21 protein-coding genes and 1 tRNA gene are annotated in these 25,676 nt (G+C 68.5%); 7 read left to right on the top strand and 15 right to left on the bottom strand.

The features are described from left to right. Positions 1–384 precede the first annotated feature (384 nt). From greA to U9983_RS03740, 3 genes are all read left to right on the top strand, one after another. Positions 385–867 carry a transcription elongation factor GreA gene (gene greA, locus U9983_RS03750; RefSeq protein WP_322752670.1) on the top strand — a complete coding sequence of 161 codons (483 nt, stop codon included), beginning with the start codon at positions 385–387 and terminating at the stop codon, positions 865–867. A gap of 162 nt (positions 868–1,029) precedes the next feature. Next, positions 1,030–2,469, top strand: a complete 1,440-nt coding sequence (locus U9983_RS03745; protein ID WP_322752669.1) for a magnesium chelatase — start codon at positions 1,030–1,032, stop codon at positions 2,467–2,469. Beyond that, a complete protein-coding gene (locus tag U9983_RS03740) occupies positions 2,466–4,460 on the top strand; it encodes a vWA domain-containing protein (RefSeq protein WP_322752668.1) in 1,995 nt (664 codons plus the stop codon). Before U9983_RS03745 ends, U9983_RS03740 begins: the two co-directional genes overlap by 4 nt. On the opposite strand, the gene U9983_RS03735 is transcribed toward U9983_RS03740, so the two are convergent. After that, positions 4,428–7,511 carry a diguanylate cyclase domain-containing protein gene (locus U9983_RS03735; protein ID WP_322752667.1) on the bottom strand — a complete coding sequence of 1,028 codons (3,084 nt, stop codon included), beginning with the start codon at positions 7,509–7,511 and terminating at the stop codon, positions 4,428–4,430. The genes U9983_RS03740 and U9983_RS03735 overlap by 33 nt on opposite strands. A gap of 370 nt (positions 7,512–7,881) precedes the next feature. Further along, positions 7,882–8,787: an alpha/beta hydrolase gene (locus U9983_RS03730; protein WP_322752666.1), complete on the bottom strand. Its 906-nt coding sequence runs from the start codon at positions 8,785–8,787 to the stop codon at positions 7,882–7,884. Positions 8,788–9,016: 229 nt separating this feature from the next. On the opposite strand from U9983_RS03730, the gene U9983_RS03725 reads away from it, so the two are divergent. Together U9983_RS03725 and U9983_RS03720 are read left to right on the top strand one after the other, a co-directional pair. After that, on the top strand, positions 9,017–10,648 hold the full coding sequence (locus tag U9983_RS03725) for an MBOAT family O-acyltransferase (protein ID WP_322752665.1): 1,632 nt from the start codon (positions 9,017–9,019) through the stop codon (positions 10,646–10,648). A gap of 297 nt (positions 10,649–10,945) precedes the next feature. After that, complete coding sequence (locus tag U9983_RS03720; protein ID WP_322752664.1) at positions 10,946–12,022, top strand: DUF459 domain-containing protein; 1,077 nt, start codon at positions 10,946–10,948, stop codon at positions 12,020–12,022. 65 nt (positions 12,023–12,087) lie between these two features. On the opposite strand, the gene U9983_RS03715 is transcribed toward U9983_RS03720, so the two are convergent. Further along, positions 12,088–12,483, bottom strand: a complete 396-nt coding sequence (locus U9983_RS03715; protein WP_322752663.1) for a hypothetical protein — start codon at positions 12,481–12,483, stop codon at positions 12,088–12,090. Positions 12,484–12,587: 104 nt separating this feature from the next. Between U9983_RS03715 and U9983_RS03710 the strand changes: the two genes are divergently transcribed. Both U9983_RS03710 and U9983_RS03705 read left to right on the top strand, forming a co-directional pair. Then, a complete protein-coding gene (locus U9983_RS03710) occupies positions 12,588–12,815 on the top strand; it encodes a DUF4287 domain-containing protein (protein ID WP_322752662.1) in 228 nt (75 codons plus the stop codon). A 121-nt stretch (positions 12,816–12,936) separates the two neighbouring features. Continuing rightward, positions 12,937–13,347, top strand: a complete 411-nt coding sequence (locus U9983_RS03705; protein WP_322747622.1) for a PPOX class F420-dependent oxidoreductase — start codon at positions 12,937–12,939, stop codon at positions 13,345–13,347. 52 nt (positions 13,348–13,399) lie between these two features. Here U9983_RS03705 and U9983_RS03700 read toward each other — a convergent pair whose 3' ends face one another. From U9983_RS03700 to U9983_RS03645, 12 genes are all read right to left on the bottom strand, one after another. Then, positions 13,400–14,227, bottom strand: coding sequence for a Bax inhibitor-1/YccA family protein (locus tag U9983_RS03700; RefSeq protein ID WP_322752661.1), 828 nt, complete (start codon positions 14,225–14,227; stop codon positions 13,400–13,402). Positions 14,228–14,667: 440 nt separating this feature from the next. Then, a tRNA-Leu gene (locus U9983_RS03695) sits at positions 14,668–14,742 on the bottom strand. 471 nt (positions 14,743–15,213) lie between these two features. After that, positions 15,214–16,686: an NAD(P)/FAD-dependent oxidoreductase gene (locus tag U9983_RS03690; RefSeq protein ID WP_322747620.1), complete on the bottom strand. Its 1,473-nt coding sequence runs from the start codon at positions 16,684–16,686 to the stop codon at positions 15,214–15,216. Between the two features lie 123 nt (positions 16,687–16,809). Beyond that, positions 16,810–17,658 carry a uracil-DNA glycosylase gene (locus U9983_RS03685; RefSeq protein WP_322752660.1) on the bottom strand — a complete coding sequence of 283 codons (849 nt, stop codon included), beginning with the start codon at positions 17,656–17,658 and terminating at the stop codon, positions 16,810–16,812. Between the two features lie 106 nt (positions 17,659–17,764). After that, on the bottom strand, positions 17,765–18,763 hold the full coding sequence (locus U9983_RS03680) for a Ppx/GppA phosphatase family protein (protein WP_322752659.1): 999 nt from the start codon (positions 18,761–18,763) through the stop codon (positions 17,765–17,767). After that, on the bottom strand, positions 18,760–19,302 hold the full coding sequence (locus tag U9983_RS03675) for a DUF501 domain-containing protein (RefSeq protein WP_322747617.1): 543 nt from the start codon (positions 19,300–19,302) through the stop codon (positions 18,760–18,762). The genes U9983_RS03680 and U9983_RS03675 overlap by 4 nt, the downstream gene beginning before the upstream one ends. Continuing rightward, positions 19,299–19,766: a septum formation initiator family protein gene (locus U9983_RS03670; RefSeq protein ID WP_322752658.1), complete on the bottom strand. Its 468-nt coding sequence runs from the start codon at positions 19,764–19,766 to the stop codon at positions 19,299–19,301. Before U9983_RS03670 ends, U9983_RS03675 begins: the two co-directional genes overlap by 4 nt. Continuing rightward, a complete protein-coding gene (eno, locus tag U9983_RS03665) occupies positions 19,766–21,052 on the bottom strand; it encodes a phosphopyruvate hydratase (protein WP_322752657.1) in 1,287 nt (428 codons plus the stop codon). Before eno ends, U9983_RS03670 begins: the two co-directional genes overlap by 1 nt. Before the next feature lie 275 nt (positions 21,053–21,327). After that, a complete protein-coding gene (gene sppA / locus U9983_RS03660; RefSeq protein WP_322752656.1) occupies positions 21,328–23,166 on the bottom strand; it encodes a signal peptide peptidase SppA in 1,839 nt (612 codons plus the stop codon). Positions 23,167–23,298: 132 nt separating this feature from the next. Continuing rightward, positions 23,299–24,450 (bottom strand): nucleoside triphosphate pyrophosphohydrolase, encoded by a 1,152-nt coding sequence (mazG, locus tag U9983_RS03655; protein WP_322752655.1) that lies wholly within the window; start codon positions 24,448–24,450, stop codon positions 23,299–23,301. A gap of 22 nt (positions 24,451–24,472) precedes the next feature. After that, positions 24,473–25,249: a SurA N-terminal domain-containing protein gene (locus U9983_RS03650; RefSeq protein ID WP_322752654.1), complete on the bottom strand. Its 777-nt coding sequence runs from the start codon at positions 25,247–25,249 to the stop codon at positions 24,473–24,475. 72 nt (positions 25,250–25,321) lie between these two features. Next, positions 25,322–25,676 (bottom strand): HNH endonuclease signature motif containing protein (locus U9983_RS03645; protein WP_322752653.1); only part of this gene is annotated, 355 nt, incomplete at its 5' end.

Here is a 25,676-nt window from a genome sequence, read left to right as displayed (position 1 = left end):
CAGGGCGCGGGTCGTGTCCTGGTTCGTCGCCTACGGCAAGCAGGGACGCTTGCCTGCGCGCGGTTGCTCCGACTCAGACTGCCGACTGTTAAGCTGGGCGTTTGCCCCTGTCCCCGCCATCACTTCCAACCCCCGCCCACCGCCCTTGACTCCAACAATTTCCACCATCGGCCGCCCTTCACGGCGAAATAACCCAACGAAGGCCCCGCGAGAGTCCCACCGAGATATAGCGGCCCCAAGCAATGTAACCGGCCAAAGGCCGCGCGATCATGGTTCTGTCGCGCGCGGCCGGCGGCCCCAGGCAACGTAACCGGCCAAAGGCCGCGCGATCATGGTTCTGTCGCGCGCGGCCGGCGGCCCCAGGCAACGTAAGGAGCGTGACGCGTGTCGCAGCAGACGTGGCTGACCCAGGAGGCGTACGACCGGCTCCGCGGGGAGCTCGACCACCTCACCGGGACCGGTCGTGTCGAGATCGCCAACAAGATCGAAGCTGCTCGCGAGGAGGGTGACCTCAAGGAGAACGGCGGCTACCACGCAGCCAAGGAAGAACAGGGCAAGATGGAGTCCCGCATCCGACAGCTCACCGACCTGCTGCGTGACGCGCGAGTCGGCGAGGCGCCGCAGTTCAACGGCGCTGCGGGTCCGGGCACCGTGGTCGAGGTCCGCTTCCCCGGCGATGACGACACCGAGAAGTTCCTGATCGGATCCCGCGAGGACCACAGCACACCGCTTGAGGTGTATTCGGCACAGTCACCACTGGGTGGAGCGGTCGCCGGCCACAAGGCCGGTGACACCGTGACCTACACCCTGCCCAACGGCCGCCCGGCCCGGGTTGCGATCGTCTCGGTGGAGCCGTACCACCGCTGATCTCCTCAGAGCGACCGGCCCGGACCCGCAGCCCGGGCCGGCATACCGCAGTCGGGGTAACCGACTTCCCAAGACCTCCGGCGGCGCACAAAACATCATCGCGCCGCCTCCGGTCGGGGCAACTTCCCTGCACCCGAGACCCCGGGGACGTACCGTCAACTAGTGCTCGATCTGTCAGGGGCCCAGGCCCCGCAGTCCCCTGAACCGACAACGCTCGGTGTCCTGCGTGGCTCAGGACACCGGCACCGGTCCGTACGCACTGAACTGCGCAACAACACCCTCGCCCGGATGGCGGGTGGCGAGAACCGGTTTCCCGGCATCGTCGGCTTCGACGACACCGTGCTCCCCCAGGTCGAGCGTGCCCTGCTCGCCGGGCACGACATCGTCTTCCTCGGGGAACGCGGGCAGGGCAAGACCCGCCTGATCCGCACCCTGGTGGGCCTGTTGGACGAGTGGACACCGGTGGTCTCCGGCTGCGAGATCAATGATCACCCTTTCACCCCGGTGTGCACCCGGTGCCGGCTGTTGGTCACCGAGTTCGGTGACGACACCCCGGTTTCGTGGAAGCACCGCTTCGAACGGTTCGGCGAGAAACTGGCCACGCCGGACACCAGCGTCGGCGATCTGATCGGCGACGTCGACCCGGTCAAGGTCGCACAGGGCCGCACTCTGGGTGACCCGGAGACCGTCCACTACGGTCTGATACCACGTACCAACCGCGGCATCTTCAGCGTGAACGAACTTCCCGACCTGGCCGAACGGATCCAGGTATCGCTCCTGAATGTGCTGGAGGAACGCGACATCCAGGTCCGGGGCTACGTCCTGCGGCTCCCGCTCGACCTGTTTCTCGTCGCTTCGGCGAATCCCGAGGACTACACCAACCGGGGCCGGATCATCACACCTCTCAAGGACCGCTTCGGCGCCGAGGTCCGCACCCACTACCCGCTGCGCCTCGACGACGAACTGGCCCTGATCCGCCAAGAGGCGGCGCTGAACTGGCGGGAGTCGCCGCTGGGCCTTCCCGCCGTCCCCGACCACCTGCTGGAGGTGGTCGCGCGCTTCACCCGGCTGGTGCGCGACGCCCCGCAGGTCGATCGGCGCTCCGGCGTGTCGGCCCGGCTGTCGGTGGCCGCCGTCGAGACCGTGGCCGCCTCGGCGGTGCGCCGGGCGGCGCTGGCCGGCGAAGACGTTCCGACGGCCCGGGTCGTCGATCTCTCAGCGATCGTGCCGGCGGTACGCGGCAAGGTCGAGTTCGACCAGCTGGAGGAGGGGCGGGAGGACGAGATCCTCGCGCACCTGCTGCGGCGGGCTGTCGCCGAGACCTTTCGCGCCCGACTCGCCGGCACCGACCTGAGCGGTCTGCAACGGCGTTTCGAGGTGGACGGCCCGGTTGAGACCGGTGATCTCGTCCCGGCCACGGAGTTGCTTCGGCGGGTCGGCCCGGTGCCGGGGCTCGCCGCGATCCTCATCAGGCTCGGCATTGACGGTGCGGAGTCGCCGGGGCTCGCCGCGGCCGGGCTTGAACTGGCCATGGAGGGTCTGCACCTCAACCGGCGGCTCGCCAAGGAAGAACTGCCGGGCCGGACGGTGTACGGCGGATGAGCGCCGGGACCGGGCCGGCGGGATTCCGGTACGGCCCATGGGACGGGGGCCCGGACCCCCTGGCATACCCGTTCGACGTGGCGGGCGCGCTGGACGAGATGTCCGAGCACATCCTTGATGGCCGAACCCCGCGCGAGGCTCTGGACGCGTTGCTGCGCCGGGGCACACCCAACCGCCGTGGCCTGGAGGATCTGCGCCGCCAGGTGGAGCGCCGGCGGCGCGAGGCCCGCGCGCGCGGGCGTCTGGACGGCACTCTGGAGCAGGTCCGTGAGCTTCTGGACGAGGCGGTGGGGCAGGAGCGGGCCGCGCTGTTCCCGGACCCCTCCGACGATGCCCGCCTGCGCGAAGCCGAACTCGACGCCGTGCCGGGCGACCCGGCCCGGGCCGTGAGCGCGCTGGCCGACTACGAGTGGCGTTCGCCCCTTGCGCGCGAGACGTTCGCAAAGATCTCCGACCTGCTCCGCCGCGAGGTGCTCGACACGCAGTTCCGCGGCATGAAACAGGCGTTGGAGAACAGCACGCCCGCGGCCATGGCCCGAGTGGCAGACATGCTGAACGCGCTCAACAGCATGCTGGAGGCGGATGCCCGCGGCGAGCACACCGACGCCGCGTTCGAGAACTTCATGCGCTCGTTCGGTGACTTCTTCCCGGACAATCCGCGCTCGCTGGACGAGCTGGTGGATTCGTTGGCGCGGCGCGCCGCGGCTGCTGCGCGGCTGATGGCGGGCCTGTCCCCGCAGCAACGTCAGGAACTGGCCGATCTGATGACCGCCGCCATGGCTGACATGGGCCTGGCGGCCGAGCTGTCCCGGCTGCGCGATGCGCTCCGGGCCGCCCGCCCGGACCTCGGCTGGGGCCAGCCCGCGCGCGGCCGGGTGCGGGACCCGATGACCGGCGAGCGCCCCCTCGGGCTGGGGGAGGCCACCAGCGCGCTGGAGGAGCTGGCTGAGCTCGACGAACTGGCTGCCGCGCTGTCCCAGGACTACGCCGGGGCGTCCCTGGAGGACATCGATCCGGACGCGGTCGCGCGAGCGCTGGGCCGAGATGCCGTCGACGACCTGCGTACCCTCCAGCAGATCGAAAAGGAGCTGGAACGCCAGGGTTTCCTGACTCGCAACGCCGGCAACCTGGAGCTGACCCCGCGGGCGGTCCGCCGCATCGGGCAGACCGCGCTGACTCGCATCTTCCACCGGTTGGACGCCCACGGACGCGGTGATCACGATGTCGCCGACGCCGGCGCGGCCGGCGAGCTCACCGGGACATCCCGGCGGTGGTGCTTCGGTGACGCCCAGCCCCTCGACGTCGTCCGCACTGTCCGCAACGCGGTTCTACGGGCGGGGCCGGCCGGCCCGGACGGAGCGGTGCGCCTGGATGTCGCCGACTTCGAAGTCGCCGAGACCGAACGCCGGACCTCGGCCGTGGTGTGCCTGTTGGTCGATCTCTCCTATTCCATGGCGCTGCGGGGGACCTGGGGGGTGGCGAAATCGACAGCGCTCGCGCTGCACACCCTGATCAGCACGAAGTTCCCGCAGGACACGATCCATCTGGTCGGTTTCTCCGACTACGCCCGGCTGCTGCGCCCGGTGGAGCTCGCCGGGCTGGACTCCGAAGTGGTACAGGGCACGAACCTCCAGCACGCACTGATGATCGCGGGTCGGCTGGTGTCGAAACATCCGGATTCCGAACCGATCGTACTGGTGGTCACCGACGGTGAGCCGACCGCGCACCTGATGCGTAACGGCACGCCCGCCTTCTCCTGGCCGCCCACTCCGGAAACCCTCGAGCTGACCCTGGCCGAGGTGGACCGACTGACCCGCCGTGGGGCGACAATCAACGTGTTCATGCTTGACAACGAGCCACGGCTGGTGCAGTTCGTCGATGAGGTCGCGCGGCGCAACGGCGGTCGGATGCTGTCCCCCGATCCGGGGGCGCTGGGTCAGTATGTCGTCCGGGACTACCTACGCGCACGTAGCGGACGACGTTCCCGCTGATCCCGAACGTGCGACATCCGAGGGTGCGCCAGGAGCGGCCGACACGTGGTCGGACCCGGCGGTCGGCACGAACACCGACTGCCGGCCGTGCCCGGCCCTCTTCGCCCGCAACATGGCAAGATCGGCATTGCGGACGGCAACCTCAGGATGGCCCTCGGCCGGTTCCGCCACGGCGATACCGACGGTCGCGTCAACACTGACCAACGTCGCGCCGACGGACATGGGCTGGCGGATCGCGGCAAGCAAGCGGTCTGCGACCCCGCGGGCCTGCGGGCCGTCCACATCGCGCAGGACGACGGCAAACTCGTCGCCACCGAGGCGGTAGACCACGTCCTGCGCCCCACTCACCCTGGCCAGCCGTGCTCCGATGATCCGCAACACCTCGTCGCCGACGTCATGGCCGTACGTGTCGTTCAGTGGCTTGAACCGATCAAGATCAATAAGCAGTACCGCGAACGTCGATACCGCCCCGTCCTCGGTGATGCCATGAAGGCGCCGAACAAACGCAGCCCGGTTCGGCAGGCCGGTGAGAGCGTCATGGCGGCCCTGGTGGCGCAACTGGTCCTGGCGCTCCCGGCGTTCGCCGATCTCATGGCAGGTCAGCAGGATGCCGGCCACCTCCGGCTGGCCGCGCAGATCGCTTGCCTCGATGTCGAACCAGCGGTAGCCGCGGTCGAGCGCATGCAGCCGAATATCGCGGACCGCGGCGGCGCCCACCTCCGCGGCGAGCCGCAGGAACTCCGCCAGGGTGGCTGCATCGTCGGGATGGGCCGCGTCGGGCAGGTGCCGGCCGACGTAGCACCGGGCCCGGTGACCGAGCAGTACCTCGACAGCGGAGCTGACAAAGGTGATCCGGCCATCCGCGCCGGTGGCGATCACGAGATCGTGGGCGTTGTGGAGCAGTGCCTGAAGCCGTCCTTCGTCGCGACGCAGCGCCGATTCCCGCCGACCGTGGCGGACAGTGAGCCCGGCGACCGCAGTGGTGACCAGGGCGAGCAGGGCGAGCAGGCTTATGTCGCGGCTCCACCGGCCGGATCTGATGTCCCCGTAGAAGGCCGAAACCGATTGTTGCTCCGCGCCATGACGTACCTGTGTCTGCAGCCACACGCTGATCGCGGCCATCGCGAGCAGGACAACGCCGCCGACCAGCGGTGCGATCAGCCGGCCCGACCGGTACCGGCGGGCACGACCCGTGGGCACGCAACGCTCGGGTCGTCCGGATGCGGAGAAATGCCCACCGACCGCACCGACCGCGGGTTGACGTGGCGCCGGCGGGTACACCTCGCCGGCAAGGTCGGTGACGGGGATACGAGGACGACTGGCAAGAGGCTGGGCGCCCGCGACCGCCACGACGAAGCGGCCTTTCCCGGTCCGCTTGGCCTCGTACATAGCCTGGTCCGCGACGCCGAGGAAATGGTCGGGCGTTTCGAGCGACAGCGTCGAGGTCGCGATGCCGATGCTGACGTCAACCTGAACGATCGATGTCCCGACGGTGATCGGTGCGCGTATCGATTCGATGACACGGTCGGCAACCGCACCCGCCGATACCTCGTCCGCGCCCGCGAGCAGGATCGCGAACTCGTCGCCGCCGAGCCGGGCCGCCAGGTCCCCATCGCGCAGCGTCTGGACGAGACGGGCCGCGACGACCCGCAGAACCGCATCACCGGCATCGTGGCCAAGACCGTCGTTGACCGGCTTGAAGTGGTCGAGGTCGATGAACAGCAGCGCGAACGACGACCCACCGCAACGGGCGGTACCGACGGCCGCTGCCAACGCGCTCATGAAGAGCGTCCGGTTGGGAATACCCGTCAGTGCATCGTGTGACGCCTGGTAACCCAGCCGGTCCTGCAGGTCCTTGCGCTCGCCCGTCTCGTGACAGGTGACCAGCACACCGGCCAACTCGGGATGGTCGGTGACGTCACGTGCTTCCAGGTCGAACCAACGCACGGCACCCGAGGCAGGGGTCAATCGTACGTCGAAAGCGGTGCCGCCGCCGGGCTCGGCGAGTAACCGCTGGATCCGGCCCACGTCGTCAGCATGGGCGAAGTCGGTGAGCGCGCAGCCGAGCCAGGAGGCGGTGTCATAGCCGAGCAGGTCTCTAACGGCCGGGCTGACAAAAGTCATCACCCGATCCACACCGACGACGACGATGATATCCCGGACGCCGCCGAGCATGGTGCGCAGTCGGGCCCGACCCCGCTTGGCCGACCGCTCCCGGCGCAGCCCGAACGCGGCCAGGCCGCCCAGGCAGCTGGTAAGGACAACCAGCAGGATCAGGTCATGGCTGCGCTGGCGGGCCCGGAGATCGGCGAACATGCGTGCTGTGGGCTGCTGGAAAATCGTCGTATAACCGGTCGTTTGCTGGCGCGCCGCGAGAGTGGTGAGCTGCGCCGCGCCACGGCCTGACGTCCACACCCGGACCGCGCCCGGAATCAGATCCGCAAGGCGCGCCGGTTCAACCAGCCGTCGGCCCCGCAACGCCTGGTCCCAGGATGCGAACGCGACGCCCGAGGCATCAAGATTGCCGAACCCGCCAGGAACACCGCCGAACGAGGCACGCTTCTCCTCACGCTGCCGGGACACAGCCTCGTCGGCGACCTGCACCACCACCGCCCACGGGCGACCGGTGCCCACCGGTGCGACCGTGGCCCGAACGATCTGATCATCCAGGACGAATACCGGCGACATGGCCGACCGTCCAGCCAGTGCGGCCGACCAGGCCTCACCAAGATCAGATACGGATATCCGACGCGCCGCTGGAACGGTGGCCACCGGCCTACCAACCGGGTCGACGAGGGCGACGACCAGGCTGGGGTCTCCAGCGGGCGTTCGTTGCAGCTGCCGCAGCAGTCGGGCGTCGGCGTCCGGCTGGTCCGGAATGAACGGCGTGCTCTCGACGGCCGCCCGCATCCGTTCTGGATCGTCCACTTTTGAGGTGTTGTAGGCGATTCGCTCAACAAGGCTGGACCGGTCGGAAAGGCGCTCCCGCTCTGCCTCCCGCAGGCCGGTCTTCCCGGCCGCCACGGCCACCGACGCGAGTGCGACAACCATCGCCAGCCCGCCGGCCAGCGGGGCGAACCGTCGTAGTTGCCCTCGTTCGACCGCACTTCCGGCGAGGCCGGGCTGTCCGCCGAACCAGGCACGACGGTTGCCAAAAACCGGACCAGTTCGAATGACCCTTACCCCTCGTGACAGCCAGCCGTAATAACGGTCAGTCGTGACAACACAAGAAGTGTGCGAACGAGAAGAAGGAATCTGATCGAACACTTACTCATACGTGATGGTACCGTGCCAACCCGTCACGCTCCTAGCGAGCACCCTGTTACCAACCCGGGCGGTGACACAGGGCACAAAGGCGACCATCGCCGAAACCGGCCCAGCCCTACGCGCTGGCCCTACGCGCTGGCCCTACGCGCTGGCCCTACGCGATGGGCATCCTGCGCGCAGTGGTGGCCACTTCACCTCGGTGGGCCACGTCGTCGAGCTTGTCCAGCAGGCGCTCCCAGACCTGGCGCGGGAGGTCGTGGCCCATTCCGTCGATCTCCAGCAACTCGGCGAACGGGACGGCGGCCGCGGTATGGCGACCACCGGCGACCGGAATGAGCGGATCGGCCGTACCGTGCACGACCAGGGTGGGAATCGTCAGCTGGCGCAGGGCGGCCGTCCGGTCGTCGGCCGCCAGGGCGGCAAGCAACTGCCGCGCGGTCCCGTGCGGGTCGTACCTGCGGTCCCACGCCATCCCAGCCCGCCGACGCGCCCACTCGCGGTCGTGCGGGAACTCACCCGGCCCGATGATGTTGTATGCCTGCTCGGCCCCGTCTATGAACGCCTCGCGGCTCGCGGCCACCGGGCGCAGCAATGCGGCAGCCGCCTCCGGGGTCGGCCGGGTCTCCTCATAGTTGCCCGGGGTCGAGGAGACCGACGTCAGGCTGCGTACCCGATCGGGAAAGTGCAGCGCAAGCGTCTGGACGATCATGCCACCCAGAGAGCTCCCCAGGACGTGCGCGGACTCCCAGCCCAGAGCGTCCATCAGACCGATGGCATCAGCCGCCATGTCCAGGAGAGTGTAGGCAGCGGCGTCGGCATCCCCGGAGAGCGCGGCCGTGAGGTCCGGCTGGCCAAGATGATCAAAGTGGGTGGAAAGCCCGACGTCCCGGTTGTCGTAGACGACGACCCGGAAACCTCTGCGCACCATCGCGCGGAGAAGATCAGGATGCCAGCCGACAAGCTGCTGGCCCAGCCCGCTGACGATGAGGAGCGGCAGGCCGCTGGGGTCACCGTGCAGCTCGTACGCGATTTCGATGCCATTGGCCTGAACCGTGCCCATAGACGGAAGGTAGCGAGCAGGCGCCGCTGACGCTCGCAATCCATCGAACTTCCGCCGAAGATCACCCATACACACGCAATCGCGCACTCAGCCAGGACCGTACAGCCGCCGCTCCCGCTGACGCTCCCACTGGCGCCCCCACTGGTGCCCATCGCCCCACCCGTGCACGCTCGACTACCTTAAGTCGAAAACCTGATGCTCAAAGTGATATTCGCGAGGGCGGGTACGGGTGGTCTTCCCTACGATCGAGTTCGCGGCGTTCTTCGCCGTGGTCATGGCAGGCTCCTGGAGCCTGATGCCCCGCCCGCACCTGTGGAAACCCTTCATCCTGGGTACCTCCTACTTCTTCTACGGATATGCCGACAAACGGTTCGTCGCGCTCCTACTCGCCTCGACCGCCCTCAATCAGGCGGCCGCGCTCGCCCTTGCCCGGTGGCGGGACCGGCGCATCCTCATCGCGGCGATCAGCTGCGATCTGGGTCTGCTGGGCTGGTTCAAGTACTACGGATTCTTCGCCCTCTCCGTCGACCGGATGCTCGACCGCATCGGGCTGCCGGCGCCACTCCCGCTGCTCCAGGTCGCATTGCCGGTCGGCATCTCATTCTTCACGTTCCAGGCGATGTCATATGTCATCGACGTCCATCGCGGGACCATCCAGCCGGCGAAGACCAGCGACTTCGCCGTGTACCAGGCGTTCTTCCCACATCTGGTGGCCGGGCCGATCGTCCGGGCCAGTGAGTTCATTCCACAGCTGGCCACCCCGCGAGACCCGGACCAGGTGCCGGCCACCCGGGCGATCTTCCTGATCGTCGGCGGCCTCGTCAAGAAGATCGCGCTCGCGGACCTGCTTGCCACGCAGATCGTCGATCCGGTCTTCGACACCCCGAGCCAGCACTCGTCGCTGGAGGTACTGGTTGCCATCTACGGCTACGGCGTGCAGATCTACTGCGACTTCTCCGCCTATTCGGACATGGCCATCGGAATCGCCCTCCTGCTCGGTTTCAGCTTCCCCGACAACTTCGACCGCCCGTACACCGCAGCCAGCCTGCGCGAATTCTGGCGACGGTGGCACATAACGCTGTCACGCTGGTTGCGGGACTATGTGTACGTACCGCTGGGAGGCAACCGGCACGGTCCTCGGCGCACCTACGTCAACCTCATGATCACAATGATCCTCGGCGGGCTGTGGCACGGAGCTGCCTGGACGTTCGTCATCTGGGGCGTTCTGCACGGTGCCGGGTTGGCAGCCGAACGCCGATGGGCCCAGTCCCGCCGCCGACCCGCCGCCCCTGCTGTCATGACCGCCGCTGCTGTCATGACCGCCGCGGTGCCATGGCCGCAGGTGCCGGCGCCGCGAACACCACGGCTGGCCAGCCGCCACTCCGGGACCGACTCCCAGCCCCACCCTCCGGCAACGGTGGTCATCTCCACAGCGACCACCACCGCGACCACCACCGCGACCACCGCAGTCGCCGGAGGACCCGCCTACGCCGCGTCCCGGCTGTATTCCGTTGCACGGCCCGTTGCGCGACTATGGTTCGGGCGCCTGATCGTCTTCCATTTCGTCTGCGCGACCTGGGTCCTGTTCCGCTCCCCCGACGTCGAGGCCGCCATCGACATCTTCGTCCGCCTGGTGAGCGCGCCAGGACCGGCGCCGCTGGTGACCAGAGAGGTCCTGCTCGCCATCGCCACCGGCCTCCTCACCCAACTCACCCCGAAGAGCTGGCGGCTGCATGCGGCGGACGTCTTCTCCCAACTCAGCGTTTTCGGCCAAGCCGTGGTAATCGTCGGGTTCATCCTGATTGCCCACGCGATCATCGGCCGGCAGGATGTCGCACCATTTATATACTTCCGGTTCTGAGCGCCTGTTCTGAAAACCTGGCCCAAAACAACACGGCCGCGGATGAAAGCAGCAGCCGGCACCGGCAGGGCGGCGAGGCAGAGTAGGTTCCAACCTTGTTGGGGGGGCGCGATGAGCGAACAGAAACCGATTCGGGCACCGGAGACCGCCGGGAACACGCACAAGGACCCGAAAAGCCGGACGAAGCCGGACGCCGATATGGCGGCGCCCGGAATGGCGGCGCCCGGAATGGAACATGTCCGGCGACCGCCGACAGGTCGTACCCGCCGCCTGCCGGGATCCGCGCCGGGGGGCACCGTGTCGGCACGACAGGCGGCCAGACTCGTCGTCACCAGCCTCAGCCTGCTACTCCTGCTCGACGCCGCCGGCATGGTCCACGCCGGCGAGGGCATGTCACCCGGGCTGACCCGCACCATCGTGCTCGGCGTGGGCCGTCCACTCCACCGGATCACCAACGCCGTCGGGCTCGACGCGATCCCCGGGCTCCTCACCTCGACGTTCGGGCATGACAGGGCCTCGGCACCATCGTCAGAACTGACCGGCACCGATCCGAGGACGCCGCCGCCGGTATTGGAGACCGGCGCCGCCAGCACCGCCCGTGCAGATGCGGCCGACGGCAGAATCCCGACAGCCCAGCCCTCGGCGGTGTCCGCCGCGTCGCGGGCCGCAGCCCCGGAAACGTCCTCGGCACCGCCATCCGACCCGGCCGGCGTCGCGGCTGCCCCGCGCCGTCCCGACGCTGCCACGCCGCTGCGCCTCCTGGTGACCGGAGACTCGCTGAGCGACAGCATCGGGCCGTCGATGGTGAACGGGTCCCACGGCACCGTCCACGCCGATACCGACACCCACGCCGGTACCGGCCTGGTGCGTCCGGATTTCTTCGACTGGGCGGCCCAGGCCCGCGCGCAGGTCACCAAGGGCGATCCAGAGGCGATTGTGGTCGCCGTCGGTGGCAACGACGCACAGGGAATCACGCTGCCGGACGGCAGCACCCTCGCAACCGGGTCACCCCAATGGTTGGCCGAGTATCGCCGCCGCGCCATCGTCGTCATGCAGATCTGGTCTTCGGGGGGCAGCCGCCGCGTCTACTGGATGAGTCTGCCCCCCGCCCGCGAACCGAGGCTCAACAACTATTACCACCAGATCTCCGAAGCCGCCGCAGATGCCGCCCGAAGAGTTCCCGGAGTCCGCTTCGTCAACGTCAGCGACCGGCTGTCGAACAACGGGTCTTACAGCAGTTACCTCACCGACGACAGGGGACAGACAGTACTCGCCCGCTCCACTGATGGTGTTCACCTGACGCTTGATGGTGCCGCCATCGTCGCCGATATCTTCGTAAAGGAGATCAACGCCGACTGGCACATGATATCCTGAGACATCTTCCTGGGACGGCTACCTCCACCCGGAAGGCCCGATTATGGTGAATTTACGTCCTTGTTTCAGGGTCGGCGCCCCTCAAGGTCCAGGCGAGCAGCCCGGACGGCCGACCGAGCGCGCTCTGCGATATCACGTCGGCGATCCGAGCAACCGTTGACAACATGACCACGGGTATCGGCGAGCAGCGTCTCAACCAGGTCGGTGGCCAACACGACGATCTGGTCCGCAAGCGCATGGTCGGCCAGACTCGGCGGCCTGACACCGGCCGGCGCGCCAGAGCCCGCTTGATGACCGAGGTCGGCGAGTTCGGCGGCAAGCGCGCGCACCCGATCAGCACGGGTACCCACAGAGGCAGACCGCTGCCGCCAGGAACCCGGCGTCCACCCCTGGATCCGATCGTGCAATCGTCGTACCTCACTGACCAGATCCCCGGCGAACATGAGTTCCACATCGGTCACGGACGAAGGTTATCCCGTGACAGCCGTGGCGGGTCTTGCCGTTGTCCGGCTGGTGGTGCACGCTCCATCCATGGTTCGTTGACCAGTGCGTACTGGAGGCGTCAATGTCGCAACAACGCTCCGAAGAGACCCACCACAGCCTTATCGAACGAATTCCGAGAATCACCGGACATGAGGTCAGCCACTGGCTGGGATGCCTCGACCGCGGGCCGGGTCTGCTTCGCTTCTCCGAGCGCGTGAACTGGCTCCAGGACGAACACGGTCTCCCCCACTGCTATGCGGCGGCCGTCGTTCACGAAGCCGATCTACGCAGGCGGGCAATCCGCACCTGACGGCGGTCTCGCCCGAGGTCGGCCTGACACCGAGCCGGCCGCAGCCCCGAGCCGGCCGAATCCCAGAGCCGGCCGGTCGATTCGCACACTACCGTAAGGCCGGTTGCGCGAGAATCGACTCATGGACATCGAGGCAGCGCGGACACACATCCGCGAGAACCATCACGCCGTTCTCGCGACGTTTCGCCGGGACGGCACCCCTCAAATGTCACCGGTCACGGTCGGAGTGGACACCGACGGTGCAGTTATCATAAGCAGCAGGGAACCTGCCTACAAGGTCCGCAACCTGTACCGGGACCCGCGCGCGACTGTGTGCGTCATTCCGGATGCCTTCTACGGGCCGTGGATTCAGGTGAGTGGTCGGGCCCATATCATCTCGCTGCCGGCAGCCATGGAGACCCTCGTCTACTACTACCGCTCGCTGTCGGGCGAACACCCCGACTGGGACGATTATCGTGCCGCCATGGTCCGCGACCAGCGCTGCGTGATCAGTATCAAGATCGACAGCGCCGGTCCAGACCACTCCGGCTAGGCCTGTCCGGTGGATATTTGGTCGATGCGATCGAAGATCCGTCGGACAGGCCCTAGCTTCGGAGTTTCGACAACAGACGGAGCATCTCCACATATACCCAGACAAAGCCGACGAGCAGGCCGAAACCGGCCCGCCAGGCCTCCTCACGAGGCGCACCGCTGGCAATCGCGCGCTCGATGTAGTCGAAGTCGAGGATGAACTGGAGGCTCGCGACCACAAGCACGGCGACGCTGAACAGGATGCCGAGCGGAGAGGCGTCATTGATGACTGGAAGGTGACTACCGGACACGGCCCTGATCACCAGATCGGCCAGGCCGAGCATAATCACACCAAGCAGTGATCCATAGACGATCCGGGTCATCCGAGGAGTCGCTCGAAGCCGGCCACTGCGATACGCCACCAGCATCGCCACGAAGACGACCGCGGTTCCCAGCAACGCCTGCAGCACGATGCCGGAGTAGGCGTCTTCGAAGAACCGCGACACCGCGCCCACGAACAGACCCTCGAGCGCCGCAAAAATGACGATCAACGACGGCTTGAGCCGCTGACTGAACGAGATCACGAAGGAGAGGGCGAGCGCGGCGAACATCGCCACAAACCCAACGGCAGGTGCGGCCGGCGCGATTGCCCAGCCGGCCATCCCGGTGACGGCGGCGATGGCGAACAGCCCCATGGTGTGCATGACGACGTCGTCGACGGTCATGCCGCTCGGCGCCCGGTACAGACCGGAGAGCTGCTCCGGGGTCGGAGTGGGTGGCGCTCCGGCTCCCGACAGCGGATACCCGCCGGCACCGTACTCGGGCACAGGCGCCGGCGCCGTGGGCCGGCCGGTGAACCCGCGCCGGCTGAACACCGGGTTCGACGAACGCATCTCGGCCATCAGGATACGACTCCTTCCACCACCCGCATCCAGCCGGGCGCATAGATCGTAGCTGCCATCGAGCTCAAGCGACCGCGGCGCAACCCGACCCGATCGACGAGCTCGTCCGAGGCAAGAGTAGAACGCTCCGCGCAGTCACCGTGTTCCACCGCCCTGTCTCACCTGGCCGCGCGCCCGCGCGGTCACAGCGCGACGAGGGAGCGAACATCGGACACGACATGCGGGGACGACATGCGGGGACGCCGCACTCGAAGGAGGCCGGACTCGATGGCTGCGGCGCCGGAGACCGAAACCAGGTGGTGCGACCGCGTCACACCGGCAGCCCACAAGGCATTCAGATGAATAGTCTGATGGTGGATCGAGATGCCGGCCGGAATGATCCGGCCGGCATCCGACAGTCAGGTACCAGGCGGTAGCCAGGTACCACGAGCACATGAATGTGCCGGTGGTCGGAGTCGAACCGACACTCGAGCTGTTTTTAGGACAGCCTCCTCTGCCTGTTGGGATACACCGGCTGGGCTACATCGGAGATGTTTCTACCACGCTACGTAGGATTTGTGAAAGAGACAACATGGAGAAAGTGTGCGGAGTGACTGAACCGTCCTGTCTCATAACACATCGTGACGATCAAGACCGATTTGCCTGCGCGAAGTAAAGTGATCGTCACGCTATCCTGTAGCCCGGACCGGTAATCGCGCGGGATCAGCGGATCGTGGCGCAGCCGCCCAACCCGACGTGGGGGGGTCCGGCGGTCAGAGCGCCCGACAATAGGGACGTGGATCGGGGCTGGGGCTGGGCCTGGGCCTGGGCCTGGGGCACGCACCTCGCCACACCCAGCCGGCCCCTGACCGATCAGATGGCTCGGACGGATACGCGTCACGCCCGACCCGACTCCGCTCACGGAAATGCCCGCCGTAGTCGCCTACAGCGGGCATCTGGTGCTAATCGTCTACAAGCTGCGCGCCATGGCGCGCCTTGCCGGCAGGTCACGCCACCGACGTTTCCCCGGACGGCTTGGCCGCCCCCACCGTCCTGGTGGCCGCGGGCTTGCGGCCAGCGGCCACCGAACCGTTGGTCTCACCATGCCCGGCGCTCGTCGATGGAAGCACCGGGGTCGCGGCCGTGGAGCCCTGCCCGCCCGCTGCGGCGGACGGGTTGGCAGCCTCACGGAAACTCGCCCGGGGGTCCGCGAAGGCCCCCAGCGAGACGATCTCCCGCCGGAAGAACAGGGCGAGGGTCCAGTCCGCGAGGACCCGCGCCTTGCGGTTGAACGTCGGCACCCGGCTGAGGTGGTAGGTGCGGTGCATCAGCCACGCCGGCCACCCGCGCAGCTTCATCCCGTACACGTCGGCCACACCCTTGTGCAGGCCGAGTGACGCCACGCTGCCGGCGTACCGGTGCTCGTACGGCGCGATCGGTTCGCCACGGAGATCGGCGAGGATGTTGTTCGCCAGCACCCGGGCCTGACGAACCGCGTGTTGCGCCGAGGGACTGGTCGTCGCCCCCTCACCCCTGGTGAGATCGGGAACCGCGGCGCAGTCACCGGCTGTCCACGCCTGCTCGACGCCGTCCACCTGAAGGAACGCCGTCGCCTTGATGCGACCTCGTTCGTCCAGCGGAAGGTCGGTGTTGGTGAGCAGCGGGTGTGCCTTCACCCCGGCCGTCCAGATGATGGTCTCGGCATCGAACTCCTCGCCGCTGTCGAGCACGACGTGTCCGTCGACGAGACTTTTCACGCGGGTATTGACTTTCATTTCAATGCCACGGTGCTCAAGCTGCTTCAAGGTATACAGACCCATCGCCGGCGAAACCTCGGGCAGCACCCGCCCACTCGCCTCGACCATGACCCATCGCATATCCGACGGCGACAGCTCGGGATAGAACTTGCAGGCGTCGCGTGCCATGTCCTCAAGCTCGGCGATTGCCTCGATACCCGCGAACCCGCCACCGATGAACACAAATGTCAGCGCTCGGCGCCGAAGCTGGGGATCGTTGCTGGACGCGGCGGAGTCCATCCGCTCGATGACCTTGTTTCGTATGTGGATCGCCTCGGCCACGCTCTTGAAACCGATGCCCAGTTCGGCGAGGCCCGGGATCGGCAGCGTCCGCGCGACAGACCCGGGACACCCGACCAGGATGTCGTAGCGAAGTTCGTACGGTGTGCCCTGGTTCGGTGCGATGTATGCCCGTCGCTGGGCGTGGTTGATGCCGGTCACACTGCCACTGACAACCCTGCAGGCATTCAGCACACTACGTAGTGGCACAACAACATGGCGCGGTTCGAGGTTACCCGCCGCCGCTTCGGGGAGAAACGGCTGATATGTCATGTACGAGTTGGGTTCGACCACCGTCACGGTCGCCTCGCCCTGACGCAGTCGACGCTGAAGACGCAAAGCCGTGTACATACCGACGTAACCGCCGCCCACAACAAGGATGTGCGGAGGATGTCCAAAGCTCATACAAAAAAGGTACTCGCCACCACCGTGCTATGCCTCGTGATACGCGATCAGCGGTGCGGGCATCCGCGTGACATGCACCACGCGGAGATCAACATGATGGCGCCCGCGATGATCGTGGTTCCGTTATTTATCATCGACCGCCACGCCCAGGCCGGCCACACCCGCCGCATTGGCGAGCACCGCGTCGAGCATCCCGGCCGTGACCCGTCCGGTGAACGTGTTCTGCTGGCTCGGGTGGTAGCAACCGAGGACAACCAAACCCCCGCCGCGCTCATCGCTGAGAACGACCCGGCTCGCGTGTCCGAATGTCGGGCGGCGCGACGGTACAGGGTAACCGGCCCGTGCCAACGCCGGCCACAGCGCCGTCCACGCAAACCCACCCAGGACAACGACGACGCGCAGCGTTGAGCGCAGGAGTTCGAGGTCCCGGACGAGCCATGATCTACAGACGTCCCGCTCGGTCGTGGTCGGCTTGTTCGCGGGCGGAGCGCAGCGGACGGCGGCCACGACGCGGGTGGCGACCAGGCGCTGACCGTCACCGGCCGACACCGACGTCGGCAGTTGCGCCAGCCCGACCCGGTACAGCGATGCGAACAGCCAGTCACCGCTGCGGTCTCCGGTGAAGATCCGTCCCGTACGGTTGCCGCCGTGCGCGGCCGGCGCCAGTCCCACGATGAGTACCCGGGCGTCGGCAGGGCCGAACGAGGGTACCGGCCGGCCCCAGTAACGCTCATCGGCGAAGGCGGCCCGCCGTTGCGCGGCGACCTCCTCGCGCCAGTCGACCAGGCGGGGGCAGGCTCGGCAGACCGACATCCGGGCGTCCAGCTCCGCCGTGTCACCGGCGCCGGCGGCCAGCCGTTCCACCTCGACTGCGGTGAACGCCACCGCAGTCGCGCCCGACGCGGGATCGCCCGGCCAGCCCGAGCCGGGCACGACCGGCCGGCGATCATCGGCCGTACGATCATCGGCCATATGAACATCACTTTCGGTACCGCGGATCCCGTCCACGTCAACAAACCTAGAGCGCCCGGCAACCAACGAGTGGATCAGGGCGCTCAATCGGCCGAACCGGGAGACATCAGCCGAGCAGAGAGAAGACGATACCGTCGAGGATGTCGTGCTCACTGGCGATCACTGCGGACGCGCCGACTCGCTCGACCAGCGTGCGCATTACCAACGCCCCCGCAACAATCACGTCGACCCGGCCGGGATGCATCACCGGGAGCGCAGCCCGCTGTGCGTGCGACATCGCCGCCAGTCGATCGGCCACAGCGGCGACGTCCGACGCGGCGGTCACCGACAGATGGATGCGGTCCGGGTCGTAACCGGGTAGATCGGCGGCGAGGGCCGCCACCGTCGTGACCGTCCCGGCCACCCCGACGAGCGTCGCGGCGGAGCGGATCGGCACCGTCTGTTCGGCCAGATCGAAAGCGGCGTGCGCGTCCGCCACCACCGCCGCGAGTTGCCCGGCGGTGGGCGGATCGTCATGCAGATGCCGTTCAGCCAGCCGCACGCACCCGACGTTCACCGAACGTGCCGCGTGCACGCCGTCGGCGTCGCCTAGAACCAGCTCGGTCGATCCGCCGCCGATGTCGGCCACCAGGAACGGCTCGGGATGCCCGTGCAGCTCGCCGGTGGCACCGGCGTAGGACAGCGCAGCCTCCTCGTCGCCGGTGATCACCTCGGGATCGACGCCCAGGATCGAGCGCACCCCCGCCACCAGCACGTCCCGGTTGCGGGCGTCCCTGGTCGCGCTGGTGGCCACCATCCGAACCTTGGCGGCACCGAGCCGGTCGATCTCCTTGGCGTAGTCACGCAGCGCCGCGAATGTCCGGTCCAGCGCGTCAGGGGCCAACTCGCCGGTCCGGTCGACCCCAGCTCCCAGTCGGACGATCTCCATGCGGCGGACCAGGGCGTGCAGGCGCGGCGTGGTCCGACCGAGCGCAGGCGTGGTGCTCGCTGCGCTGCCCGTCCCGGCGCTGCCCGTCCCGGCGCCGCCCGCCTCTTCGCTGACCGCCTCGGCGACCAGCAGCCGGATCGAATTGGTGCCGCAGTCGACCGCGGCCACGCGGGTCATGGCAGATCAGCCTCTCGTTCCGTGGTGGGGTCGGGTCCGGCGTGCACGCACGGCCCGCGGACCCCCCAGTCGGCCATGAGCTCCAGCGCCTCGTCGCCGAACGGGTTCACCCCCGAACCAGCCACCAGACTGTGCGCGACCAGCACGTGCAGGCACTTCACCCTGGTCGGCATACCACCGGCGCCCGGTGCGCCGGGCAGCTCGCCAAGGGCGTCGCGGCGGGCCAGATAGTCCCGGTGTGCTCTGTCATATCTGCAAGCAAGATCACCGCCGTGGATGCGGTCGGCGGCGAGCCGCTCGGTCATCTCCCGCATCAACCCGGATGCCTCCAGCCGCCCGATCGCCGACGCCGCCCGCGGGCAGGTCAGGTAATACAGCGTCGGGAACGGCGTGCCGTCCTCCAGCCTTGGCCTGGTCTCGACCACGTCCGGCAGGCCGCAGGAGCACCGATGGGCAACCCGGTGCATCGCCCGCGGCGCCCGGCCAAGCTGGCGTGCGACAACCGCGCAATCCTGCGGGCCGACGAGATCGCCGGTCATCGCGGCGTGGCCGACGGGCTCGGCGCCGTCACCGGCTGGCGGGAAGCCGCCTGACCAGCGCCTGGCGCGATACCCGCGGAGGGCGCTCCCGCGCCGACCGTGTCCGACCACAACCGCGAGAACCACGGTGCCTCGGCTGCGGCGGCGCCGGGGGTCGGCACCGGGGATGACGGCACCGCTGCCGCTGCCGAGGCCAGGTAGACCGTCTCCCCCGGCTGGGTGAAGTGCAGCCGCGTCCTGGCCTCATCCCGGGTCCATTCGGGATCATCGTAGCCGGCCACCGCAGTCTTCAGGGCCTCCACCCGTTTGTGCTGGTCGGCGTTTTGCGCGGCGAGCCCGTTGAGCTGGCTCTGCTGCTGGAGGTACAGCCGCAACGGGTAGGCGAGCGTCAGTATGAGCACGCAGATCACCACCACCAGCAGGGTCATGCGGGTGGTCAGGGCGGTTCGGCGTGCCCCTGCCATCAGCCGGCCGTCGACGACCAGCGCGGGAAGGCCGCGGCGCCACCGTAACGGGCGGCGTCGTCGAGCTCCTCCTCGATGCGCAGCAGCTGGTTGTACTTGGCGACCCGTTCGCTGCGCGCCGGGGCACCGGTCTTGATCTGCCCGGCGTCGACGGCCACCGCGAGGTCTGCGATGGTCGTATCCTCGGTTTCACCCGATCGGTGCGAGATCATGCACCGGTAGCCGTTGCGATGCGCAAGCGAGACCGCGTCCAACGTCTCGGTCAGGGTGCCGATCTGGTTGACCTTGACGAGTAGCGCGTTCCCGGCCTTCTCCGCGATGCCCCGGGAGAGCCGCGCCGGGTTGGTGACGAACAGGTCGTCACCAACGAGCTGCACGGCATCACCCAGGCGTGCGGTGAGCTGCACCCATCCAGTCCAGTCGTCCTCGGCGAGCGGGTCCTCGATCGACACGATCGGGTAGGCCGCGACCAGCTCGGCGTAGTAGTCGCTGAGGTCCTCGGCGGTACGCGTGGCGCCCTCGAACCGGTAGGAGCCGTCCGAGAAGAACTCGGTCGAGGCCACGTCGAGAGCAAGGGCGATGTCCTGCCCGGGCCGGAACCCCGCCTTGCCGATGGCCTCCACGAGCAGGTCGAGCGCGGCCCGGTTGGTGGGCAGGTTCGGGGCGAAACCGCCCTCGTCACCGACGGCGGTGGCCAGCCCCGCTGCCTTGAGCACGCCCTTGAGGGCGTGATACGTCTCGGTGCCCCACTGCAGGGCCTCGGCAAAGGTCGACGCCCCGATCGGGGCAATCATGAACTCCTGGATGTCGACGTTGGTGTCGGCGTGCGCGCCGCCGTTGACGACGTTCATCATCGGTACCGGTAGCAGATGCGCGCCGGGACCACCCAGGTAGCGGAACAGCGGCAGGGCCGACGCTTTCGCGGCGGCTTTGGCGACCGCGAGGCTCACCCCGAGGATGGCGTTCGCCCCCAGATCGGACTTGTCCGGCGTACCGTCCAGGTCCAGCAGGGTGAGGTCGAGAATGCGCTGCTCGGTGGCTTCCAGGCCCAGGATCTCGGGCTCGATGCGGTCGATGATGCCGGCGATCGCCTTGCCGACACCCTTGCCGCCGTAGCGGTCGTCGCCGTCACGCAGCTCGACCGCCTCGAAGGCGCCGGTACTCGCGCCGCTGGGTACGGCGGCGCGGCCGAGGGTGCCGTCGTCCAAGACGACCTCGACCTCCACGGTGGGGTTGCCACGCGAGTCAAGGATCTCGCGGGCTCGTACGGCCTCGATGGACGGCACGGGTCTCGACCTCCGGGGTGACGCATCCGACGGGACTGTGGCGAGTGCGTGGGCCGGACGAACATCGGCGACACCAGCTGTTGGCGAGACCAGCTGTTGGCGACACCGACACGTACGGCCCGGCTGAGACTATCGCCAGCAGGCCCCGCGCCATGCACGTTCGGCTCGCCACGCCGAACGCCCCTGAATCCGGACACGACGGACGCGCCACCGGGCCCGATGCCACACCAAGGTGATCTAGAGGCCACCGACCCGCCGGAGCACGCCGAAAGCCGTCAGGTGACCTGGCCGATCGGCGGCATCAGCAGCGGACCGCCCAGCGGCAGTCCGGCCCGCGCCGCGGCCGTCGCCAGCGGACCCCAGCCGCCGGTGAACGCCGCACCGCCGAGCACGCCTGCCATGCTCGCGATACCGGCTATACCACTCATACCCGCCATACCGACCGCAGCGGCCGCAGGGTCCTCACTCGAGCGCGGAGAACGCAGCCGGTCGGCCAGTCCGACCTTGGGCAGGAGACGCAGTCGCGGGGTGTCCGAGCCTGGCCGGCCGACCTTCTCCCAGGCCAGCTCGCAGGCCCGAGAGAACCCGCCCAGCTCGTCGACCAGACCTCGGTCACGCGCGTCGGCGCCCGTCCAGACCCGGCCACGGGCGACCTCGTGCACAGCCTCGGACGACATGCCCCGACCGGCTGCGACCTTGGCGACGAAATCGTCGTAGACCCGGTCGAGAAACTCCTCCAGCTTCGCCCGCTCGGACGGGCTGAACGCACGCTGCGGCGAGGTCATCAGCGCGTTCTCCCCCTCGGCGACCGCACCGAAGCGCACACCCATCTTGTCCAGGAGCTCCCGGACGACCTGCTTGCCGCCGAACACCCCGATCGACCCCGTGAGGGTCCCCGGGTTCGCCACGATCGCGTCCGCGCCGAGCGCGACGAAGTATCCGCCGGACGCGGCGACCGAACCCATCGACACCACGACCGGGCGGCCGCTCGCCTGGAACCGTTCGACCTCCCGACGGATCAGGTCGGAGGCCACATACGAGCCGCCGGGACTGTCGACGCGGAACACGACCGCGGCGACATCATCGTCGCGGCCGGCGGCACGGAAGGCGGCGGTGAGCGCGTCCGAGGTCATGGCAGGACCAGCCAGCGGCGAGCGGCCCGGACGGCCGAGCACCACCGGTCCCGTCCCGTGGATGACAGCGATCACCCGGCGCCGCTGCGACCGCGCCGGGCCCCGCGCGGGCAGCGTGGCGACGCGCAGCCGGGATGCCTCCCGACGCACCGACGCACGCCGGTAGTGGGACAGGTACACCAGCGTCCCGCCCTCGCCTTCCCCGGCGTCAGGCACGGTCCGGCGGGCGTGTGCGCGGGCGGCGGCATACACCTCGTCCCGGTAACCCAACCGGTCGACGAGGCCCGCGCGCACTGCCTGCTCACCGGACAGCGGCGCGTTGTCGATCAGGTCACGGACCCGGTCCGGCGGCAGGTCACGCCCGGTGGCGATGCCATCAATGATCATAGCCAGGCTGGACGCGACGATCCGGCCGCTCGCCTCCAGGTGCGCGGCGGTGAAATCACGCTCGACGAACATGTTGACGGCGTTCTTGTACTCATGGCGCTGGCCGACCTGGATCTCAATCCCGAGCCGGTCCAGGGCGTCGCGCAGGAACGGCGTTTCCAGCGCCACCCCGGTAATGCCCAGATCCCCCGGCGGGGCAAGCCAGATCTCATCGAAGGCGGACGCGAGGTAATACGGGACGGTCCCGCCGCCGAACTCACCGAATGCATCCGAATAGGCAAAGGCGGTGCCACCCGCGTGCCGAAAAGCGATCACCGCGTCGCGGATCTCCTGAGCGCGCGCGAGCGGCATCCCACACGGGGCGATCCGCGCGATGAGCGTGGACGCGCGGCCATCATTGCCGGTCCGGCGCAGCCCGTCCACAATGGCGCGCAGGGACGGACGGCGACGCGTCAGGGCCGCGGCCACCGGGTCGGCGGGTACGCCCTCGGTCGGGTCGACGGTCAGGTCAAGCTCCAGGACGATCGGCGCGGACCGCCCGGCATACACCCGGTGGACGCTCGCCCATGCCTGCCGCGCAGTGCCTCCTGCCATGCCTCCTGCCATACGGTGAGGCTACGCGCATCAGCAGGTACTCTCATCGCGCCGGGATTGTGCCGGTACGGGGGATCAGGGGGGCGGGACCAACCGGTGGTGCGCGGTCAACTGAGAGCGACCGGCAATTGGCTATGCGGACGGCCAGTGGGCGCGCCAGGAGTCCGCGCCCGCGTCTCGCGGGTCAAGACCGGCGGCACGGATGGCCTCCTCGGTACCGGCGAGCGTGTCCCGGAACCGGCGGGCGGACGCCCGAAGTGCCGCCTCTGGATCGACCCCGGCCTGGCGCGCCAGCGTGACCGCGGCGAACAGCAGGTCGCCGATGGTGCGGTCCGCAGCCGTGGCCGGTGCGTCCGGCGGAGCGACCAGGCCTGCGATGATCTCGGCCGGAGACGACACCCGGCCCGCGCCGAGCACGAGCTCCTCGGGCACGCCGACCTTCGCCGCTCGTTTTTGCAGCTTCGCCGCCAACGCCAACGACGGCTGGGACAGGGGCACGCCCTCGGTGACCGACCGACGGCCCTTCTCGACATCTTTGATCTTGTCCCAGTTCGTCTCGACCGCGGCCGGGCCATCCACCGTCACCGACCCGAAGACATGGGGATGGCGGCGGACAAGCTTCTCGGTGAGGCCGGTCGCCACGTCGTCGACGTCCCAGGCCGCCGCGCTGCCGGCGCCCTCGGTCGCGATCCGGGCGTGGAACAGCACCTGCATGAGCACATCGCCGAGCTCCTCGCGCAGCTCGGCGTGGTTGCCGTCCTCGATCGCCTGAAACGCCTCGTAGGCCTCCTCCAGCAAGTAGGAGGCAAGGGACGTGTGGGTCTGCTGCGCGTCCCACGGGCAACCGCCGGGCGAGCGCAACCGGTCCATCACGGCGACCGCGTCCAGGAGCTTCGCCCCGGGCAGGTCACGCGAACCCTCGCGCGTCGAAACGGTGAGGTCCGGACCCGCTGATGTCGCGAGTGCGACCAGCAGTTCCGCCTCGCCGGCCACGTCCGGTGCGCCGCCCGGTCCCAGATCGCCGGTCGGGGCGGCGAGCCACACCACGGGCCGGGACGGGTCGACGCATGCGCGGCTACGCAGCTCCTCGGCGGATGCGGACGCATCCGTGCCCGTCAGGACCTCGACCGGTATGCCGGCCGCGGCGAGCACGTCGCGCTGCGGATGCACCGCCAACCCGCAGCAGACCGCGGATGCCGCCCGCAGCAAATCCCACGCGGCCAGGTCCAGCAGGCCGGGCGCGACCCGTGGGCTGGTCACCAGGACGACGATGCTCGCCGTCATGACCGAAGGGTCGGTATGCGGCTCACTGGGTCATCGCTGCTGTCTGGCCGAGCGGCTCCGGCGCCGGCGTGGTCGCGACCGAGCCGTCCGCGGCAACCACTGCCCGTTGGGATGCGGACCAGACACCAAACCTGGGGTTGATCAAAATTGCTTCCCGTTGCGAAATCTGGCGAAGCTCCGCCTCCACCGCCGCTGTCCGCTCCGTGGAGAGCTTTCGGATCAGGAACGGCTTGGCCTGGCCAAAACTCAGCGGGAGGGGACCGAACCGGGCGACGGCCTGGTCGTAGAAGTTTCGGGCGTCCGCGTCGGAGGCGACGGAGTTCGGCGCGAGCCGGTCGGCAAACGCGAGCTCAAGAGCATCGGTCTGGATCAACACGCGTAGATCGTCACGAGCGAAACCGCCCTGTGCACCCGCCTTTTCAAAAGCAGCGACACTGCCATATTGGAGCACGCCGAAAGTCTGATAATAGGAATCGACGTCCTGGCCGGTGACCGTCACCCCGAGCTGACGGGCCTCCTGCTGGGCAAGGTTGGCCGCGACGAGTAGAGTCAGCGCCCCGCGCTGAAGATCACCACGCTCGATCGGTGCCGCGGCCTGTCCGGTCTGGGGATCCTTAGCAGGTCCGGCCGCCTGGGTGGCGGCCATGCCGCGGTCGACAATTCCCCGCAGGGTCGACGTCTCGATCGTCTCGTCGCCGACCTGCGCGGCGGACCCCGCGTGAGTGGTACAGGCAGACGAGGTTAGGACGACCAGCACGACGCTGGCGAGAACACGGCGAACGGCCGACCGGGTCTTCACGGCTGTGACCGTATCGGCTCGCCGTCCACCGTGTACACGGGGACCCCATCGGTTCCCCGCTATCACGTGCTCTCAGGGAACGCCGCCGAAGAGATCGTCTCCGGGGTTATCTCGCTTGTCGTGGATCGTGCGGCGGTAGGGGTTGCGCCGGGGGGTGCGGGTCGGGTCGATCCATCCCGGGGGAATCCACTCGGGAACACCGTCACCAGCGATCCGTACCTGCCAGTCGCTGTGGTGGAGTGTTCGGTGGTGCTGGCCGCAGGTCAACACCAGGTTGTCCAGGGCGGTGCGGCCCCCGTGGGACCATTCGATGATGTGGTGGGCTTCGCACCAGCCCGACGGCCGGTCACAGCCCGGGAAGGAACAGCAGCGGTCCCGGGCGGCCAGCGCCCGGCGCAGGCCGGGGGGCACGATCCGCTGGCTGCGA

This window comes from Protofrankia sp. Cas3, assembly GCF_963555955.1.
In the GTDB taxonomy this organism is placed as follows: Bacteria; Actinomycetota; Actinomycetes; order Frankiales; family Frankiaceae; genus Protofrankia.
This window is presented reverse-complemented; position numbering and strand designations above follow the sequence as displayed.

What these genes read in the sequence shown, in the direction of transcription:
- U9983_RS03740 (WP_322752668.1), top strand. Translation starts at nt 2,466, where the DNA reads ATGAGCGCCGGGACCGGGCCGGCGGGATTCCGGTACGGCCCATGGGAC.
- U9983_RS03735 (WP_322752667.1), bottom strand. Translation starts at nt 7,511, where the DNA reads ATGGTTGTCGCACTCGCGTCGGTGGCCGTGGCGGCCGGGAAGACCGGC.
- U9983_RS03730 (WP_322752666.1), bottom strand. Translation starts at nt 8,787, where the DNA reads ATGGGCACGGTTCAGGCCAATGGCATCGAAATCGCGTACGAGCTGCAC.
- U9983_RS03710 (WP_322752662.1), top strand. Translation starts at nt 12,588, where the DNA reads ATGTCGCAACAACGCTCCGAAGAGACCCACCACAGCCTTATCGAACGA.
- U9983_RS03705 (WP_322747622.1), top strand. Translation starts at nt 12,937, where the DNA reads ATGGACATCGAGGCAGCGCGGACACACATCCGCGAGAACCATCACGCC.
- U9983_RS03700 (WP_322752661.1), bottom strand. Translation starts at nt 14,227, where the DNA reads ATGGCCGAGATGCGTTCGTCGAACCCGGTGTTCAGCCGGCGCGGGTTC.
- U9983_RS03690 (WP_322747620.1), bottom strand. Translation starts at nt 16,686, where the DNA reads ATGAGCTTTGGACATCCTCCGCACATCCTTGTTGTGGGCGGCGGTTAC.
- U9983_RS03685 (WP_322752660.1), bottom strand. Translation starts at nt 17,658, where the DNA reads ATGGCCGATGATCGTACGGCCGATGATCGCCGGCCGGTCGTGCCCGGC.
- U9983_RS03680 (WP_322752659.1), bottom strand. Translation starts at nt 18,763, where the DNA reads ATGACCCGCGTGGCCGCGGTCGACTGCGGCACCAATTCGATCCGGCTG.
- U9983_RS03675 (WP_322747617.1), bottom strand. Translation starts at nt 19,302, where the DNA reads ATGACCGGCGATCTCGTCGGCCCGCAGGATTGCGCGGTTGTCGCACGC.
- U9983_RS03670 (WP_322752658.1), bottom strand. Translation starts at nt 19,766, where the DNA reads ATGGCAGGGGCACGCCGAACCGCCCTGACCACCCGCATGACCCTGCTG.
- sppA (WP_322752656.1), bottom strand. Translation starts at nt 23,166, where the DNA reads ATGGCAGGAGGCACTGCGCGGCAGGCATGGGCGAGCGTCCACCGGGTG.
- mazG (WP_322752655.1), bottom strand. Translation starts at nt 24,450, where the DNA reads ATGACGGCGAGCATCGTCGTCCTGGTGACCAGCCCACGGGTCGCGCCC.